The 18,409-nt window shown below is 35.3% G+C and carries 18 protein-coding genes; 15 read left to right on the forward strand and 3 right to left on the reverse strand.

The genetic code is table 11. The features are described from left to right. The first annotated feature begins 10 nt into the window (after positions 1-10). From rpsG to lpxA, 15 genes are all read left to right on the forward strand, one after another. On the forward strand, positions 11-481 hold the full coding sequence (gene rpsG, locus CJP74_RS02770) for a 30S ribosomal protein S7 (protein ID WP_119496748.1): 471 nt from the start codon (positions 11-13) through the stop codon (positions 479-481). Positions 482-578: 97 nt separating this feature from the next. Then, positions 579-2,678, forward strand: a complete 2,100-nt coding sequence (gene fusA / locus CJP74_RS02775; protein WP_119496749.1) for an elongation factor G — start codon at positions 579-581, stop codon at positions 2,676-2,678. A 38-nt stretch (positions 2,679-2,716) separates the two neighbouring features. Further along, a complete protein-coding gene (gene tuf / locus CJP74_RS02780) occupies positions 2,717-3,901 on the forward strand; it encodes an elongation factor Tu (protein WP_119496750.1) in 1,185 nt (394 codons plus the stop codon). A gap of 279 nt (positions 3,902-4,180) precedes the next feature. Beyond that, positions 4,181-4,897, forward strand: coding sequence for a 30S ribosomal protein S2 (gene rpsB / locus CJP74_RS02785; protein ID WP_119496751.1), 717 nt, complete (start codon positions 4,181-4,183; stop codon positions 4,895-4,897). A gap of 85 nt (positions 4,898-4,982) precedes the next feature. After that, positions 4,983-5,855 carry a translation elongation factor Ts gene (gene tsf / locus CJP74_RS02790; RefSeq protein ID WP_119496752.1) on the forward strand — a complete coding sequence of 291 codons (873 nt, stop codon included), beginning with the start codon at positions 4,983-4,985 and terminating at the stop codon, positions 5,853-5,855. Between the two features lie 70 nt (positions 5,856-5,925). Beyond that, a complete protein-coding gene (gene pyrH, locus CJP74_RS02795) occupies positions 5,926-6,645 on the forward strand; it encodes a UMP kinase (RefSeq protein WP_119496753.1) in 720 nt (239 codons plus the stop codon). A gap of 77 nt (positions 6,646-6,722) precedes the next feature. Further along, the gene (gene frr / locus CJP74_RS02800) at positions 6,723-7,280 is read left to right on the forward strand and encodes a ribosome recycling factor (protein ID WP_119496754.1); all 558 of its coding nucleotides are present in this window, start codon (positions 6,723-6,725) and stop codon (positions 7,278-7,280) included. A 68-nt stretch (positions 7,281-7,348) separates the two neighbouring features. Continuing rightward, a complete protein-coding gene (gene dxr / locus CJP74_RS02805) occupies positions 7,349-8,587 on the forward strand; it encodes a 1-deoxy-D-xylulose-5-phosphate reductoisomerase (RefSeq protein ID WP_119496755.1) in 1,239 nt (412 codons plus the stop codon). After that, the gene (uppS, locus tag CJP74_RS02810) at positions 8,577-9,350 is read left to right on the forward strand and encodes a polyprenyl diphosphate synthase (RefSeq protein WP_119496756.1); all 774 of its coding nucleotides are present in this window, start codon (positions 8,577-8,579) and stop codon (positions 9,348-9,350) included. The genes dxr and uppS overlap by 11 nt, the downstream gene beginning before the upstream one ends. Before the next feature lie 6 nt (positions 9,351-9,356). Next, positions 9,357-10,295: a phosphatidate cytidylyltransferase gene (locus tag CJP74_RS02815; protein ID WP_119496757.1), complete on the forward strand. Its 939-nt coding sequence runs from the start codon at positions 9,357-9,359 to the stop codon at positions 10,293-10,295. Between the two features lie 194 nt (positions 10,296-10,489). Then, entirely contained in the window at positions 10,490-12,916 is a 2,427-nt protein-coding gene (gene bamA, locus CJP74_RS02820; RefSeq protein WP_119496758.1) for an outer membrane protein assembly factor BamA, read from the forward strand. A 71-nt stretch (positions 12,917-12,987) separates the two neighbouring features. Further along, entirely contained in the window at positions 12,988-13,566 is a 579-nt protein-coding gene (locus tag CJP74_RS02825; RefSeq protein WP_119496759.1) for an OmpH/Skp family outer membrane protein, read from the forward strand. 58 nt (positions 13,567-13,624) lie between these two features. Next, positions 13,625-14,701 (forward strand): UDP-3-O-(3-hydroxymyristoyl)glucosamine N-acyltransferase, encoded by a 1,077-nt coding sequence (gene lpxD / locus CJP74_RS02830; RefSeq protein ID WP_119496760.1) that lies wholly within the window; start codon positions 13,625-13,627, stop codon positions 14,699-14,701. Between the two features lie 9 nt (positions 14,702-14,710). After that, the gene (fabZ, locus tag CJP74_RS02835; protein ID WP_119496761.1) at positions 14,711-15,172 is read left to right on the forward strand and encodes a 3-hydroxyacyl-ACP dehydratase FabZ; all 462 of its coding nucleotides are present in this window, start codon (positions 14,711-14,713) and stop codon (positions 15,170-15,172) included. A 2-nt stretch (positions 15,173-15,174) separates the two neighbouring features. Next, on the forward strand, positions 15,175-15,984 hold the full coding sequence (gene lpxA, locus CJP74_RS02840; RefSeq protein ID WP_119496762.1) for an acyl-ACP--UDP-N-acetylglucosamine O-acyltransferase: 810 nt from the start codon (positions 15,175-15,177) through the stop codon (positions 15,982-15,984). Between the two features lie 39 nt (positions 15,985-16,023). Here the strand turns inward: lpxA and rsmA are convergent, their stop codons facing one another. The 3 genes from rsmA to CJP74_RS02855 are packed head-to-tail and all read right to left on the reverse strand — an operon-like array spanning position 16,024 to position 18,288. Next, positions 16,024-16,854 (reverse strand): 16S rRNA (adenine(1518)-N(6)/adenine(1519)-N(6))-dimethyltransferase RsmA, encoded by an 831-nt coding sequence (rsmA, locus tag CJP74_RS02845; RefSeq protein ID WP_119496763.1) that lies wholly within the window; start codon positions 16,852-16,854, stop codon positions 16,024-16,026. A gap of 55 nt (positions 16,855-16,909) precedes the next feature. Beyond that, positions 16,910-17,893 (reverse strand): peptidylprolyl isomerase, encoded by a 984-nt coding sequence (locus tag CJP74_RS02850; RefSeq protein WP_119496764.1) that lies wholly within the window; start codon positions 17,891-17,893, stop codon positions 16,910-16,912. 44 nt (positions 17,894-17,937) lie between these two features. After that, positions 17,938-18,288, reverse strand: coding sequence for a thioredoxin family protein (locus CJP74_RS02855; protein WP_119496765.1), 351 nt, complete (start codon positions 18,286-18,288; stop codon positions 17,938-17,940). Between the last annotated feature and the right edge of the window lie 121 nt (positions 18,289-18,409).

Here is an 18,409-nt window from a genome sequence, read left to right on the forward strand (position 1 = left end):
AAATAAAACCATGCCACGTCGTCGCGTAATTGGTCAACGTAAAATTCTACCAGATCCAAAATTTGGTTCAGAATTATTAGCAAAATTCATTAACGTAATCATGGTAGATGGTAAAAAATCTATCGCTGAGAAAATTGTATACACTGCGTTAGAGAGATTAGCTCAACACAGTCAAAAATCTCCTTTAGAAGCATTTGAAGCTTCTTTAGAACAAGTACGTCCAACAGTAGAAGTTAAATCTCGTCGTGTTGGTGGTTCTACTTATCAAGTTCCAGTAGAAATTCGCCCAGTACGTCGTAACACACTAGCAATGCGTTGGATTAAAGACGCTGCTAGAAACCGTAACGATAAAACTATGGCTGATCGTTTAGCTAACGAGTTAATCGACGCTTTAGAAAATAAAGGTGCTGCGGTTAAGAAACGTGAAGACGTTCATCGTATGGCTGAAGCGAACAAAGCATTCGCTCACTTCCGTTGGTAGTATTTTTAAATACTTAATCTTTCACTTGCTGCTTAATAGGGCTTTTTAAAAGATTATTATTAAGCAGTTTCATCTTTTTTATTTTATCGAGGATAAAATGGCTAGAACAACTCCCATTGAACTATACCGTAATATAGGTATTAGTGCTCACATCGATGCAGGTAAAACAACAACTACAGAACGTATTTTATTCTACACAGGTGTAAGTCACAAAATCGGTGAAGTTCACGATGGTGCAGCAACAATGGACTGGATGGAACAAGAGCAAGAGCGTGGTATTACAATTACATCTGCTGCGACAACTTGTTTCTGGTCTGGTATGAACCAACAATTCCCTAAACACCGTATCAACATCATCGATACTCCAGGACACGTTGACTTCACAATCGAAGTTGAACGTTCAATGCGTGTTCTTGACGGTGCGGTGATGGTATACTGTGCTGTGGGTGGTGTTCAACCTCAATCTGAAACAGTATGGCGTCAAGCTAACAAATACCACGTACCACGTATTGCGTTCGTTAACAAAATGGACCGTACAGGTGCTAACTTCTTCCGTGTAGTTGAACAAGTTAAAAACCGTCTAGGTGGTAACGCAGTTCCAATTCAAATCCCAGTAGGTGCTGAAGAGAACTTCAAAGGTGTTATCGACCTATTCAAAATGAAAGCAATCAACTGGAATGATGAAGATCAAGGTATGTCATATACTCTTGAAGATATTCCAGAAGATTTAAAAGATGTTGCTGAAGAGTGGCATAGCAATATGATCGAAGCAGCTGCAGAAGCTTCTGAAGAGTTAATGGAAAAATACCTTGGTGGTGAAGAATTAACTGAAGAAGAAATTAAATCAGCTCTTCGTCAACGCGTTTTAGCTAATGAAATCATTCTAATGACATGTGGTTCAGCGTTCAAAAACAAAGGTGTTCAAGCAATGCTTGACGCAGTTGTAGAATTCTTACCTGCACCTACTGACGTTCCTGCGATCAAAGGTGAAACATTAGATGGTAAAGAAGAAGTTCGTCACGCTTCTGATGATGAACCATTCTCTGCATTAGCGTTCAAAATCGCAACTGACCCATTCGTTGGTAACTTAACATTCTTCCGTGTTTACTCAGGTGTGGTAAACTCAGGTGATACAGTATTAAACTCAGTTAAAGAAAAACGTGAACGTATCGGTCGTATCGTACAAATGCACGCTAACAAACGTGAAGAAATTAAAGAAGTACGTGCGGGTGATATCGCGGCAGCAATTGGTCTTAAAGATGTTGTAACAGGTGATACTATCTGTGATATGCAAAAGCCAATTATTCTTGAGCGTATGGAATTCCCAGAGCCAGTAATTAACGTTGCTGTGGAACCAAAAACTAAATCAGACCAAGAAAAAATGGGTCTTGCTTTAGGTCGTCTAGCTCAAGAAGACCCTTCATTCCGTGTATACACTGATGAAGAGTCAGGTGAAACAATCATCGCTGGTATGGGTGAGTTACACTTAGATATCATCGTTGACCGTATGCGTCGTGAGTTCAAAGTTGAAGCTAACGTAGGTAAACCTCAAGTTTCTTACCGTGAAACAATTCGTGGTTCAGTAGAACAAGAAGGTAAATTCGTACGTCAATCAGGTGGTCGTGGTCAATATGGTCACGTATTCTTACGTATCGAACCACTTGAAGAAAACAAAGGTTACGAATTCGTTAACGCAATCGTTGGTGGTGTGGTTCCTAAAGAATATATCCCAGCAGTTGATAAAGGTGTACAAGAACAAATCGGTAACGGTGTATTAGCTGGTTACCCAATCGTTGACGTTAAAGTAACTCTATATGATGGTTCATACCATGATGTGGACTCATCAGAAATGGCGTTCAAATTAGCTGGTTCTATGGCGTTCAAAGAAGGTTTTGCTAAAGCACAACCAGTTCTTCTTGAGCCAATCATGAAAGTTGAAGTTGAAACTCCAGAAGAGTACATGGGTGATGTAATCGGTGACTTAAACCGTCGTCGTGGTTTAGTTGAAGGTATGGAAGACATCCCTATGGCTAAGAAAATCAAAGCTCAAGTTCCTCTATCAGAGCTATTTGGTTACGCAACAGATCTTCGTTCACAAACACAAGGTCGTGCATCTTACTCAATGGAATTCTTAAAATATAACGAAGCTCCACGTAACGTTGCAGACGCAGTTATTGAAGCTCGTAAAGCTAAATAATTTTAACTAAGTTAATTTTTAAATAGGAAAATATTAAAATGGCTAAGTCACAGTTCGTACGTAACAAAACGCACGTAAACGTAGGTACAATCGGTCACGTTGACCATGGTAAAACAACTTTAACAGCTGCTATTACAACTGTATTAGCAAAACACTTCGGTGGTGCTGCTCGTGCATTCGATCAAATCGATAACGCTCCAGAAGAAAAAGCACGTGGTATCACAATCAACACTTCACACGTTGAATATGATACTGAAAACCGTCACTATGCTCACGTTGACTGCCCAGGACACGCCGACTATGTTAAAAACATGATCACTGGTGCTGCACAAATGGATGGTGCTATTCTAGTAGTAGCTGCAACAGATGGTCCTATGCCACAAACACGTGAACACATTCTATTAGCACGTCAAGTAGGTGTTCCATACATTATCGTATTCTTAAACAAATGCGATATGTTAGATGATGAAGAATTATTAGAATTAGTAGACATGGACGTTCGTGATCTATTAAATCAATATAACTTCCCAGGTGATGACACTCCAATCATCCGTGGTTCAGCATTAAAAGCTTTAGAAGGTGAAGCTGAGTGGGAAGAAAAAATTCTTGAATTAGCAAGCACATTAGACAGCTACATTCCTGATCCAGTGCGTGCAATCGACCAACCATTCTTATTACCAATTGAAGACGTATTCTCAATTTCAGGTCGTGGTACAGTAGTAACTGGTCGTGTTGAGCGTGGTATCGTTAAATCAGGTGATGAAGTTGAAATCGTTGGTATCAAACCAACTACTAAAACAACTGTAACAGCTGTTGAAATGTTCCGTAAAACACTTGACGAAGGTCGTGCAGGTGAAAACATCGGTGCATTATTACGTGGTACAAAACGTGAAGAAATTGAACGTGGTCAAGTATTAGCTAAACCAGGTACAATTACTCCTCACTCAGACTTCGATTCAGAAGTTTACGTATTAACTAAAGAAGAAGGTGGTCGTCACACTCCATTCTTCAAAGGTTACCGTCCACAATTCTTCTTCCGTACTACTGACGTAACTGGTACAATCGAATTACCAGAAGGCGTTGAGATGGTAATGCCAGGTGATAACATCAAAATGACTGTAAGCTTAATCCACCCAATCGCGATGGATCAAGGTCTACGTTTCGCTATCCGTGAAGGTGGCCGTACAGTAGGTGCAGGTGTTGTTGCTAGCATCATTAAATAATTTAGTTTTTCTAAACTAAGAAAAAGAGAGCATTTTGCTCTCTTTTTTTTACAAAATAAAATAAATTATGATATAATACCCATGCTTATATTTGTGTATAAGCATTTAATTAGTTTTATTTTTCATTAATAACAATAATCACACATGATGAACACTCAAGAATAGGGTGCTGTATTATTGCTGGTGCAAATCAGTGGAAGATGTATTCATAGCTTAAGCTAAATAATATGGTTGATTCTGAGGTCATGTGGGAGAACAACCCTAATATAAGGATAAAAAATGGTTAAAGTTTCTGTTCGCGATATGTTAGCAGCTGGTGTACACTTTGGTCACCAACGTCGTTACTGGAATCCACAAATGAAAGAATACATTTACGGTGATCGTAACGGTGTATCTATCATTAACTTAGATAAAACAGCTGAATGCTTCAACGCAGCTCTAGCTGAATTAGAAAAAGTAGCTGCAAATCGTGGCAAAATCCTATTCGTAGGTACAAAACGTGTTGCTTCTGAAGCAGTTGAACAAGCTGCTAAATCATGTGGTCAATTTTACGTAAATCACCGTTGGTTAGGTGGTATGTTAACTAACTGGAAAACAATCCGTAAATCAATTGAAACATTAAATCAATTTGAACGTGATGAAGAAAACGGTGTTTTAGAAAAATTAACTAAAAAAGAAGCGTTAAAACGTACTCACGAAAAAGAAAAATTAGAAAAATCTTTAGGCGGTATCAAAAACATGAATGGTCTACCAGATTTAGTATTCATTCTATCTGCAGACTATGAACACATCGCTATTAAAGAAGCTCGTAATTTAGGTATCCCAGTTATTTCTGTTGTAGATACAAACTCAAGTCCACGTGATGTTGATTTTGTTATCCCAGGTAACGATGATGCTTTCAAAGCAATTAACTTATACGTTACTGCAGCAGCTGCAGCTGTAAACGAAGGTCGTGAAAAAGCTAAAGCAGCAGCTGATAAAGCGAAAGCTGAATAATTAATCTATTAAAGATCTTTTATATTAATCCATGTACGATAATATCGTATATGGATTAGAATTTTAAACTTTAAGGTAAATATAAATGAGTGAAATTACAGCAAGCCTAGTAAAAGAATTACGTGAACGTACTGGTGCAGGCATCATGGATTGTAAAAAAGCTTTAGTTGAAACTAACGGTGATATTGAAGCTGCAATTGAAAACATGCGTAAAAACGGTCAAGCAAAAGCTGCTAAAAAAGCTTCTCGCGTAGCAGCAGAAGGTATTGTTCTTTCACGTGTAACTTCAGACAACAAAACTGGTTATGTTGTTGAGTTAAACTGTGAAACTGACTTCGTAGCTAAAGACCAAAGCTTTACCAAATTTGCTAATGAAGTAGCAGATTATGTATTAGCTAACAATGTTTCTGATTTAGCTGCTTTACAAGCTCACTTCGAAGAAGAGCGTACAGCTTTAGTTGCTAAAATCGGTGAAAACATTACAATCCGTCGTGTAGTAGTAATCGAAGGTACTTTTATTGGTGGTTACACTCACGGTTCAAAAATTGCTGTATTAGTTGCAGTAAATCCAGCTTCTGAAGACGTTGCTAAAAAATTAGGTATGCACATTGCTTCTTCTCGTCCAGAATATGCACGTGAAGATGAAATCCCTGCTGACGTTTTAGCTAAAGAATTAGAAGTTCAAAAAGGTATTGCAAACGAAGATCCTAACTTCGCTAAGAAACCAGAGAACATCCAAGAACAAATGATCAATGGTCGTATGGCTAAATTCAAAGCAGCTATTGCTTTAGTTTCTCAACCATTTGTTATGGATCCAGCTATCTCTGTTCAAGATTTCTTAAATGGCGAAAAAGTAGATGTAGAAAGATTCATCCGTGTTGAAGTTGGTGAAGGTATCGAGAAAAAAGAAGAAAACTTTGCTGACGAAGTAGCTAAAATTGCTGCAGCAACCAAATAATTAATTGATGATTACTGTGAGAGGCCATTGTGGCCTCTTGCTGTATGTGCAGAATTTCACGGAAGTGTTTATGGCAAAACCTTTATATAACCGAATTTTATTAAAATTAAGTGGTGAAGCATTACAAGGTCAAGAAGGCTTTGGAATAGATCCGCATGTATTAGATAGAATTACTGCTGAAGTAAAAAAAGTAGTTGATTTAGGAGTACAAGTTGCTATAGTTGTAGGCGGTGGTAACCTATTTAGAGGAGCTCAATTAGCTCAGTTAAATATGAACCGTGTGGTAGGTGATCACATGGGAATGCTAGCAACAGTTATGAATGGTTTAGCAATTCGTGACTCTTTATTCAGAGCAGGTTTAAATTGTACCCTAATGAGTTCATTAGACTTAACAGGTGTATGTGAAAACTATAACTGGAGTAATGCAATTCGTGCATTAAACTCAGGTCGTGTAGTTGTATTTGGTGGTGGTACAGGTAATCCTTTCTTCACTACTGATAGTGCTGCATGTTTACGTGGTATTGAAATCGATGCTGACGTAGTTCTTAAAGCAACTAATGTTGATGGTGTATATGATTCAGATCCGCGTAAAAATCCTAACGCTAAACGCTTTGAACACATTACATACAATGATGTAATTGCCAAAGAACTAAAAGTAATGGATTTAGCAGCCTTTACTCTAGCTCGTGATCATAAGCTACCGATTCGTATTTTTAACATTCATAATTTCGGTGATTTAGAAAAAGTAGTAGTGGACTCTAGTTTAGGTACACTTATTACGGAAAAATAATTCCCGATTTGAGTTAAATCGTTTATAATAACCATTGATAGTTTGATAGATTCAAAAGATTTAAATAAAGGTAAAATATGATTTCTCAAATTCAAAATGATGCTAAAGAACGTATGAATAAATCGATTGAAGCATACGAGAACAGCATTGCGAAAATCAGAACAGGACGTGCCCACCCTTCATTACTTGACGGTGTTCAAGTTGAATACTATGGTGCTTTAACTCCAATTCGTCAGCTTGCAAATATTGTAGCCGAAGATGCTAGAACATTAAATGTTCAAGTGTTTGACCGTTCATCTCTAGCTGCAGTAGAAAAAGCTATTCTAACTTCTGATCTAGGTTTAAATCCAAGTAACAACGGTAATACTATCCGTGTTCCTCTTCCGCCGTTAACTGAAGAGCGTCGTAAAGAACTAACGAAAGTTGTTCGTGCTGAAACTGAAAAAGCACGTGTATCTGTGCGTAATGTAAGACGTGACGCTAATGACAAGATTAAAGCTTTATTAAAAAATAAAGAAATCTCTGAAGATGATCAAAGACGTGCAGAAGAGCAAATAACTAAAATTACTGAAGCTAGCGTAAAAGTTTTAGATGAACGTTGTGCAGCTAAAGAAAAAGAATTAATGGATTTCTAATCTAAAATTGTTTCTATAAGCTAGTTGTGAAAGTTCTTTTGCAACTAGTTTTTTATTTGTTTAAATATATGCAGAAAAGAATTTTGATCCTTGGTTCAACTGGATCTATAGGTACTTCAACATTAAAGGTTCTTGCTTATCAAAATAACCCAACTAAGAGCAAAATATCAGGGTTATTTGCTAATTCTAATGTAAATAAACTCGTAGAACAAGTTGTGCAGTTTAAGCCAGAATATTGCGGTTTATTTGACGCAAGCTATCAAAACCAGTTAGAACAAGAATTACGCCAAAAGCTCGGTGATCAAGCGAGCCAAATCCATGTAATTTGTGGTAAAGAAAATATAAACAAATTAGTAGCTTCAGACGTGGCCAATGTAGTTGTTGGAGCTATTGTTGGCTTTGCTGGTTTAGAAAGTTCTCTGTTAGCCTTAAACTCAGGTAAAACATTACTATTAGCAAATAAAGAGAGTTTAGTGGTTGGTGGGCATTTAATTAAGCAAGCTTTGCTAAACAATCCCCAAGCAAAACTAATTCCTGTAGATTCGGAACACAATGCAATATTTCAATGCTTACCTCTAGAGGTGCAAAATAATGTTTGTCATTGTGATTTAGATGAGGTTGGTGTAGAAAAAATAGTGCTAACGGCATCTGGTGGTCCTTTTTTACATTTAGAGCTAGATAAGTTTAATGAGATTACACCAGAGCAAGCATTAAAACATCCAAACTGGTCTATGGGAGCAAAAGTTACTATAGACTCGTCTACTTTAATGAACAAAGGGCTAGAATTTATTGAAGCGTGTGTTTTATTTAATTGTCACCCTGATAAAATTAAAACGATTATTCACCCGCAATCAATAGTTCACTCAGGTGTTGAGTATTTAGATAAATCTCTGTTAGTGCAAATGGGACCTACAGATATGTGTGTTCCTATAGCCTATGCCTTAAACTATCCGCAACGTGATGTTTCTTCAGTGCAAAGCTTAGATTTATTTAAACTACAAGGATTAACCTTTTTTCCTGTAGACTATCAAAGATATCCTAACTTTGCTCTTGCAATTGAGAGTTTTAAATTAGGATATACCTATACATGTATTTTAAATGCGGCTAATGAAGTAACCGTAGAAGCATTTTTAGCTAAAAAAATATCTTACTTGGATATCTATAAATTTAATAAACAAACTCTAGAGACCATGCAAAAGATGGGCTTTGCAAGTCAGTACTTTGATTTTGCTAAAATTAAAGAAATTGACTTGCAAGCTAGAGTAATATGCCAAAATTTAATTAACAGCAGTTGCAATGCAAAATAATAATGCAAACTTACCGCAGCATGTTGCCATAATTATGGATGGAAGTCGACGCTGGGCCAAAGAAAAGAATAAAAGCCAGAAAAGTGGGCATAATGCAGGTGCTCTAGCCGTAAGACGAACCATTGAGCATGCTTCAAACTTAGGGATAAAGTCTCTTTCTCTATATGCCTTTTCTAAGGAAAACTGGAAAAGACCAAAAGAGGAAGTAGAACATCTTATGAAGCTCTTTTTAAGAGTTCTCGTAAATAACCAAAAGTTTTTGAAAAAGAATAATATTAAGTTTACCCCTATAGGTGATATAAAAGTATTCTCACCTGAGTTGCAAAAGAAGTTGCAAGCTATGGTTGAAGAATCAGCAAGTAATACAGGGCTAAATCTTAATGTTGCTTTAAATTATAGTGGACGTTGGGATATCACTAACGCTACGGCAAAAGTATTATCTCTTGCTTTAGATGAGTTAAAAAATTATCTTGACGATCCTCAGGTAATGGCGAGCAAAATTGAAGAGTTAAAAACTAAGTATAGTGATGAAATGTTTTTAACTAATTTAATTGAAGAGAATTTAACCGTTACAGAGCAAGATCCAATAGATTTAATCATTCGTACTTCGAATGAACAAAGAATTAGTAATTTCTTTCTCTGGCAAGCAGCTTATAGTGAGTTTGTTTTCTTAGAGGAATATTGGCCTGAATTTAATGCGGAATTATTTGATAGAGCTCTAAATATATTTTCTAAAAGAGTACGCCGTTTTGGTGGAGTTTAATTAATTATGAAACAAAGATTAATTTCAGGGATAGCTTTGATTATAGGTTTACTATTAGTTGTATTAGTGGCTCCCTTTCCTGTATTTTTTGCCGTATTTTTATTAATTGCTTGCTTATCAATTTGGGAATATTCCAAGCTAATTTATAACGATAACCCAAATTTAGAACCAACTCGCAAATGGCGTTGGTTGTATATGGCGATTATAATTTTTGCAACCCTGTTCCCATTTTTCCCAGTGTTTTCGGCATGGTTAGCATTTGGGACTGATAGATTTGCGAATGTAAATAGATTGCTGGTAAATAACTATGAGACAATAATGTTCTATGCTATGTTCATTTGGTTGTTCTCTTTAGTGATTTATCGTCGTACAGAAACTCTAATGGAGATAATGCATCCACGCTTAGTAGCTCTTTTTGCAGCTCTAAGTAATGGAGCTTTCTTTGCTGGAGTATTTGCGATTAGATATTATGATGGTTCAACGCTATCATTTAATCCAAATAACTCACCTGTATTCATGATTTACATGTTCTTTTTAGTTGCATGTACTGATAGTGGTGCTTACTTTTTCGGTCGAGCTTTTGGTAAAACCAAAATGAGTCCAAAAATATCACCTAATAAAACTTTAGAAGGGCTTTTAGGTGGGGTGTTTACGGCAATGATTTGTGCCATAATCTTTGTCAACTTTACCTCTCTAAGTGACTACATGGTTAACAATAAACGTATGGTTGCTTTCTATATGTTTACTTTAATTACCGTGCTCTTCTCAGTACATGGTGACTTAACCGAATCTTTCCTAAAACGTCGTGCTAAAATTAAGGACTCTTCTAATTTAATCCCTGGTCATGGTGGGGTTCTAGATCGTTTAGATAGTTTACAGCCTTCATTTATGTTTATGGCGTACTATTGGTTATTCTTAACCCTAGACAATTTCTTTACGTTTTAGTTGAAAATTCAGTATTAAGGCATATATTTATAGAGGTTACTTTTATAAAGAACCTCTTATTTTTTCTCTGGTTTTATATTATTACTAAGCAAAAAGAGAAAAATTATTCTATAATAAAAAGGTTACTTTAAAGAAAGTTATAGAAGTATTTTCCTTCTATTTTAAAAAGAGAAGTTAAAGAGAAATTTCCCTTCATGAAAAAGTTTTTATTAACCAAGTTAATGCTAGCTCTTAGCATTCCAGCGTTAGCTGTTAGCCCTTTTCAATTAGATTCAGTTGAAGTTAAAGGGGTAAACCAATCGCAAAGCCAAGATATCATTGATCTTTTAAACCTTAAACAAGGGGCAACGATTAATGATAATGAAATTGCCCAAATTATTAGAAAGCTTTATGCTACTGGTAATTTTAATAATGTTTCGGTAAATAAAGTTGGCAACAATCTTGTTATTGATCTGAAATTAAAACAAACAATTGCATCAGTAAACTTTACGGGGAACTCCTTAATCCCAACTGATCAAATTCGTCAAACTTACGAACAAAATGGTATTCGTCAAGGTGCTATTCTAAACGAAGATACCTTAACACAATTAAATGAAGAAGTAGAGAGATTCTACCAAAGTCAGGGTTATTCTCAAGTAGCCGTAAGTACACGTATCTCTACTTTAGATGATGGTACAGTTAATGTTCAAGTTATTGTAGATGAGAAGAAAAGAGCATATTTAAGAACTTTAAATATTGTTGGTAATAAAACTTTTACCGAAAAAGAACTACTTTCTGACTCTACTATTAGACCAGATACGCGTTGGTATAACTTCTATCATAATTCGAACTTTAATAGTCAAAACAAACAATTACTTCTTGATAACATAACCAACTACTATAAAGACAGAGGTTATGCTAAATTTAGAATTGTTAGCACACAAGAAGCAAACTTAAGTACGGAAAAACCTCAAGACGTAACCTTTACTGTTACGGTTGATGAAGGTGCTTTATACAAAGTTTCTGGTATTAGCTTTTTCTCACGTAATACAGCTTTAGATGAAGAGTTCAAAAAATTAAATAAAGTAGTTGTAGGTAACAACTATAACAAAGCATCTGTTGACGCTACAGTGCAAGCGATTAAAGATTATCTTGCAGGACTAGGTTATGCAAATGCTAATATTGAACCTGTATTAAGATTTGATGACGCGAATAATACTTTAGAAATTGTTATTGCCGTTGATAAAGGGGCACGTTACACTGTAAATACCATTATTTTCAATGGTAACTACTTAACAAAAGATGAAGTAATTCGTCGTACGCTTTTACAACAAGAGAACTCGATTTATAATTTAAACTTAGTAAATCAAGACGTATCTACTTTATTAAGAAGTGGTAATTTCTCAGACGCTTCTTTCCGTACTGAAACAGTTGCTGGTACTTCTGACTTACTTAACCTTTACTATGATGTAAAAGAAACTGCAAATGGTAGTTTCCAAATCGGTTTAGGTTATGGTAGTACTCAAGGTATTACTTATACGGCAAAATTACAACAAAATAACTTCTTAGGAACTGGTAGAAGTGTTGGTATTACTGCCGAAAGATCATCAGGTCGTTTATACGGAGCTATAGACTATACTGAACCTTATGTTACTACTTATGGTCTGAGTTTAAATACTTCGGTTTATTATTCAAAAATTAATACCGAGAAATATAGACGTTATTACGGATATAATTATCGTCAAACAGTATATGGTTTAACTCTAGGTACTTCTATTCCAGTATCTCGTTATGGTACTTTATCTGGTAGTGTTACCTATGAAAACAACAAATACTATAACTTATATCCTGAATACTACCGTATGCTTTACTTACAATCAATTGGCCAAGATATCGAAAATGGTCGTTGGACTGTAAGAACGCGTGATATTACCTTTAATTTATCGTATAACCTAAATACATACGATCGTTATTTATTCCCAACAAAAGGGTATGATTTTACTATAGGTGCGGGTATTACATCTTTAGCTTCTACGGATAAATACTATTCAATGCAAGCTAGTTTTAAAACTTTCACACCACTTTCTAATAACAGAAACTGGGTGTTAGGAACACGTATAGCAGCTGCTCACGCCGTAGCTATGGATGGTAAATACTTACCTATTTCTGCTCTTTATACAGCTGGTGGAGCTGGTACACTACGTGGTCTAAGTGATGCTTCTGTAGGTCCTGCTTCAATTAACTGTTCAACTGGTTCTACATGTACAAACCTTTCAGCTTCTAGCTTCACACGAGTAAATACTTATGAAGTAGTTGGGGGTGACTCAATTGTATATGGTGGTGTTGATTTATACTTCCCACTCTTTAGAGGTGAAGTAGCTAAATCAATTAGAACATCATTCTTCGTTGATACAGCTGCTGTATGGAGTACACAATGGAAAAAATATACAGCTTCACTTGATCAAAGTATCTTAAATGGTTACGAAGACTGGTCTAAACCTAATTTCCGTGTAACTACAGGGATTAATCTAGACTGGCAATCACCTTTAGGTCTTTTATCTTTCTACCTAGGTACTCCTGTTGTATCGAAAAGTTATGATGATAAAGAAATCTTTGGTATTAACTTCGGTACTACGTATTAATCAGATCTAAGAAGAATTAACAGGTATTCCTGTTAATTCTTCGCATACTCTTTTTCAAGGATACGAATTATATGAAATTAAAAAAATATCTTCTAACTTCTGTAGTTTTAGGTTTAGCATCTTTAGGCACTATTTCAGCTCCTGCATTTGCAGCTTCTACTCCAGCTCAAACTGTTACAGTTGCGGTAGTTAACTATGATCAATTAGTACAATCATCTAAAGCTTTTACTGATAGTGCAAAAATCTTTAATGATAAATTCCAACAAAGAAATAATGATCTAGAAGCTTTAGGTAAAGAGCTAAGCCAAGAAAATAGTGAACTAGAAAAATTAAAACAACAATTAGACGCTGATCTTCAAGGTGGTAAATTAACAGGTTCACAATTAAAATCACGTGAAACAGCATTTAACCAAAAAGCACAAGCTTTTGAGAAAAAATACACTGATTATCAAGCTCAAGTACAACAACTTCAAAGAGAAATGAATGACTTCCAAAACGTTGAACTTGATAAAGTTGATAAAACTGTACGTGACATTGTAGCTAAATATGCTGCGGAACAAAAAATTTCAATTATCGTAGACTCACGTGCAGCTATTTACTATGTAAATGCGGTTGATGTTACGCCACAAATATTAAAATTAGTACAATAATATTTAAAAAAGTAATATAATAAAGCCTAATAAAACCAACACAGGCTCAACTTCCAAAATGACTGAGATTACATTACTTGAAATTGCGCAATTAACTGGTGGTCAACTAGTTAATTGTGCAAATACTAATAAATCAATTACAGCTTGTCACCCTCTAGATAGTGAAACATATATTCCAAACTCTATTGGCTTTATAAAAGATAAGCATTACTTAGCGTTTGTAAATTCAGGCTGTACAGAAGCTGTTTTAGTAACAGAAAAACTTGCCGAAGAAATCACTAACCCTAATGTAACCAAAATAATCGTAAAAGATCCATATGTAGCTTTTGCAAAAGTTTCGCAAGTGCTAGATACAACTCCTAAAGTAAAACCAGGAATTCATCAAACTGCAGTAATCCCTCAAAGTTGTACTATAGGTGAAAATGTACATATTGGAGCTTACGTTGTTTTAGGAGAAAACGTTGTTGTTGGCGATAATAGCATTATTGAAAATCACTGTTCTCTAGGGGACAATTGTGTCTTAGGTAATAATGTTCGCCTTCACCCTCATGTTGTTCTTTACCATAGCGTTAAACTTGCAGATTATGTTGTAGTACACAGCTTAACTGTTCTTGGTGCTGACGGCTTTGGTTATGCAAATGAGCAAGGAAGATGGATTAAAATTCCTCAAGTTGGTACAACAGTTATCGGGGCAAGAACTGAAATAGGTTCTTTAACAAGTATTGATCGTGGTGCTCTGCATGATACAGTAGTGGAAAATGATGTAATTATTGACAATCATATTCACTTAGGTCACAACTGTAAAGTTGGTATGGGTACTGCAATGGCAGGTGGTACAATTGTTGCTGGTTCTGTAACTTTTGGAAAATATTGTATTATTGGTGGTGCTTCGGTATTTAACGGACACATCAATATTGCTGATCACGTATCGGTAACAGGTATGGCTATGGTGCCACATAGCTTAACTGAAAGTGGTAAAGTTTACTCTTCTGGTATCCCTGTGGAAGATAATAAAAAATGGTTACGTAGTACAGTGATGTTACGTTACGATAATCTAAAAGATCAGGCGATGAGATTAAAACAACTTGAAAAACAGGTTGAAGAACTTACAGATTTATTAAAACGAAATAAATAGGTTTATTAGATGTCAGACTTAAAAGTAAATCCAGAACGTGTTATTGAAATTGATGAGATAATGTCTCTTCTCCCTCATCGTTACCCTTTCTTATTAGTAGATCGCGTGTTAGATTGGGAAGAAGGTAAATGGCTAAAAGCAATTAAAAACGTAACTTATAATGAACCTTGCTTTACAGGTCATTTCCCACACAAACCAATTTTTCCAGGTGTATTAATTCTTGAAGCTATGGCTCAAGCAACTGGAGTTTTAGCATTTAAAACTCGTGAATTACCACCGAACGAGCTATACTACTTTGCAGCTGTAGATAACGCACGTTTTAAACGTCCAGTATTACCTGGTGATACTATGCTTATTGAGGTTAACTTCTTAAGAGAACGTCGTGGAATTGCCCAATTTACAGGTAAAGCTTATGTAGACGGAAATCTTGTTTGCGAAGCTGATTTAATGTGTGCTCGTAGAGGTATTTAATTATGAGTATTTCTCCTTTAGCAATTATTCACCCAACAGCAATTGTTTCTGAAAAAGCAAACATTGCTGACAATGTAAAAATTGGTCCTTTTTGTATCGTTGAAGATAATGTTTCAATTGGTGAAGGGACTGAGTTAGTTTCACACGTGGTAGTTAAAGGATTTACCACAATTGGTAAAGATAATAAAATTTATTCTTTTGTTACTATAGGTGAAGTTAACCAAGATCTTAAATATCGCGGAGAAGAAACTCAAGTTATTATTGGGGATCGTAACTCAATCCGTGAATCATGTACAATTCACCGCGGTACACTACAAGGTATCTCAAAAACTGTTATAGGTGATGATAACCTTCTCATGGTTAATACCCATGTTGCCCATGACTGTGTTATTGGAAACCACAATATTCTAGCTAATAATACAACTCTTGGTGGTCACGTAGTTATCGATAACTTTGTGGTACTTGGTGGTATGACAGCTGTACACCAATTTGTGAATATAGGTTCTCATGTAATGGTTGGTGGTTGCTCAGGAGTAAGCCAAGATGTTCCGCCATATGTATTAGCTCAAGGTAACCATGCCGTTGCTATTGGCTTAAATACTACGGGTTTAACTAGACGTGGATTTACTGATTTCCAAATTAGTCAATTAAAACAAGCTTATCGTACAATTTACCGTCAAGGTAAAACAATTGAAGAAGCTATTAATGAATTACAACAATTAGCTACTAATACTACTTGTGTTAGTTTATTTGTTGAGTTCTTACGTCGTTCTGATGTTAAACGCGGTATTGTTCGTCCGCGTACTAAATAATAAAAAAGGAAGAAGCACTGCTTCTTCCTTTTTTATGGCTTAATTTAAACGAGCAAACAAGTCTTTATCTATAGCATAATTGGTTAAAGATACATATTGCTCTAAGCTTAATTCTTCGGCACGCATGCCTGGCTCTATGCCAAATTGTGCTAATTCTTCCCATTCATTATCTTGGATTAATTTACCTAATGAATTACGAATAGTTTTTCTTCTTTGGCTAAAAGCTAAACCTGTAACTGTTTCAAAGCTTTTTACTGATTTAACAGGATTTTTAATGTTAGCATGAGGAATAAGTTTAACTACTGCACTATCTACTTTTGGTGCAGGTTTAAAGCTCGAAGGAGGTACCTCTACTACTGGTAGCACTTTGCAAAAGTACTGAGTAATTAAACTTAGTCTACCATAATGTTTGTTACCCTTATCAGCTGCTAAACGTTCAACAACCTCTTTTTGTAACATAAAGGTCATTTCTGCAACTATATCAGTATGATTTAACAAATGTAAAATTAATGGAGAACTAATGTTGTAAGGCAGGTTACCAAATACCTTCATTTTTTTATCGCTAACCGCTAGTTTTGTAAAATCTATACTAAGTACATCACTATCAATAATGGTTAGCTTTGGCGATAAAAATGGATGTGTTTTTAGACGTTCAATTAAGTCTTTATCTACTTCAATAACTGTAAACTTATCTACCAGTTCACTAACTGGCTCGGTTAAAGCTCCCAGACCAGGTCCAATTTCTATTAAGTTATCTTTGTTAGTTGGATTTATCGCTAAAATAATCGCTTGGATTATATCTTGGTCAATAAGAAAGTTTTGTCCAAATCTCTTTTTGGCTACGTGACCTAAATGACTTTTATTTTGCATAATTTTGGCTTAGATATGAAAAAGAGCTAGTTTACTTCCTAGCTCTTTGTAACAATTATTGTTCAAATACGTAATTAATAACTACCGAGTTAAGTAAAAATTGCTCAAGGGTAGTATTACTGTTATAACGTGATCTTAAAGTTTGTTGGAATGCAGCTTCAACATAATCATTTAAAGTCGCATCAATTTTTTCTTTGGCATTATATTTGATAATTGCCCAACCTGTACCTAGGTCTACAGGTGCAGAAATTTGTCCAACTTTCATACGATCAACAGTTTGGCTGATTACGTATCTTTCCTGATCATTTTTGATAGTATCGACGTTTCCTAGTAAACCGTCGTTAGCTGCTGAAATAATATCATCTGAGTATTCTTGAGCAGCTTTAGCAAAAGTAATCTGGTTTCTATTAATTTGTCTGTAAATATCTAATGCTTTAGCTTTAGCTTGTTCACTAGAAAATAAAGGAGTTGTTTGGATAAAGATATAACTTACGTTATAAGTATCTACCTGAGCTAAGTTATTCTCTGCTAAAGCAATTTGATAATTTTTATATCCTTCAAACTGAATTGCATCTCGGTCAATTTGGGTTTGTACATTTTGACTTAAGAATTCATTCATTTTTTGTTGATATAAACCATTACGGATTTGAGATCTCACTTGTTGCAGTGAATATCCTTGATAAGCTAAAGCACGAACAAAGTCAGAGTAAGTTAAACCATTTCTCGCAGCTTCAGAATAGAGGACATTGTCGATCTCTGCTTCAGTAACGGAAATAGATGCACGAGCTTTTGCTTCCCACTCAGTTTTTAACTGTGTAACAACATAAGCTTTTACAGCATTCTTTACTGCTTCATCAGAATAAACTCCATTGTTACTTCCCTTTAAGTAAGGTCTAATATCTGAAACTAATACAGCTTGTCCATTATAAGTTGCAACTACAGAGTTACTGTTATTTGATACATCTAAGGAAGCAAAACTAGTTCCAACTAGGCTCAAGCCTAAACTAAAAGCAAGAATTGATTTAGCAAATTTTTTCATTGGGTACAACAACCTTTAGTTTACTAACAAAGTTAATGCAATTATTATAAGTGTTTTTCCACGAATGATAATAGCTCTTCAACGTTGTTTGATTCTAGGCAACCAACGCGTCTATCAACTAAAACACCATCTTTAAATAATAAGATAGTTGGAATGTTTCTCACCCCATTTAGCATGCGAGCTTCTTGTTGCTCTTCTGGAATTACTAAATATTTGTAGAACGTTGCTTTACCAGCTAGTTTTTCTGCTGCTTGTTCAACAAATGGAGCTAATTGTAAACAAGGTGAACACCAAGGAGCCCAGAAGTCAACTAACACAAGACCTAAGTTAGCATCTTTATTTGCTACTTTTTCGTTGAATTCTGCATCTGTTAATTCGTGTACAAAGTTACTCATATAAATTACCTATTAAAACAACCTACCAGTAACGAATGATAGATTTGAACATTATTTTTGATAAGGATATAGGGAACTTTTATATTCTATTAAAATATAGAGTCAAAATTATAAAAATAAA

Origin of the sequence: Psittacicella melopsittaci, assembly GCF_003585925.1 — a bacterium.
Classification (GTDB): domain Bacteria; phylum Pseudomonadota; class Gammaproteobacteria; order Enterobacterales; family Psittacicellaceae; genus Psittacicella; species Psittacicella melopsittaci.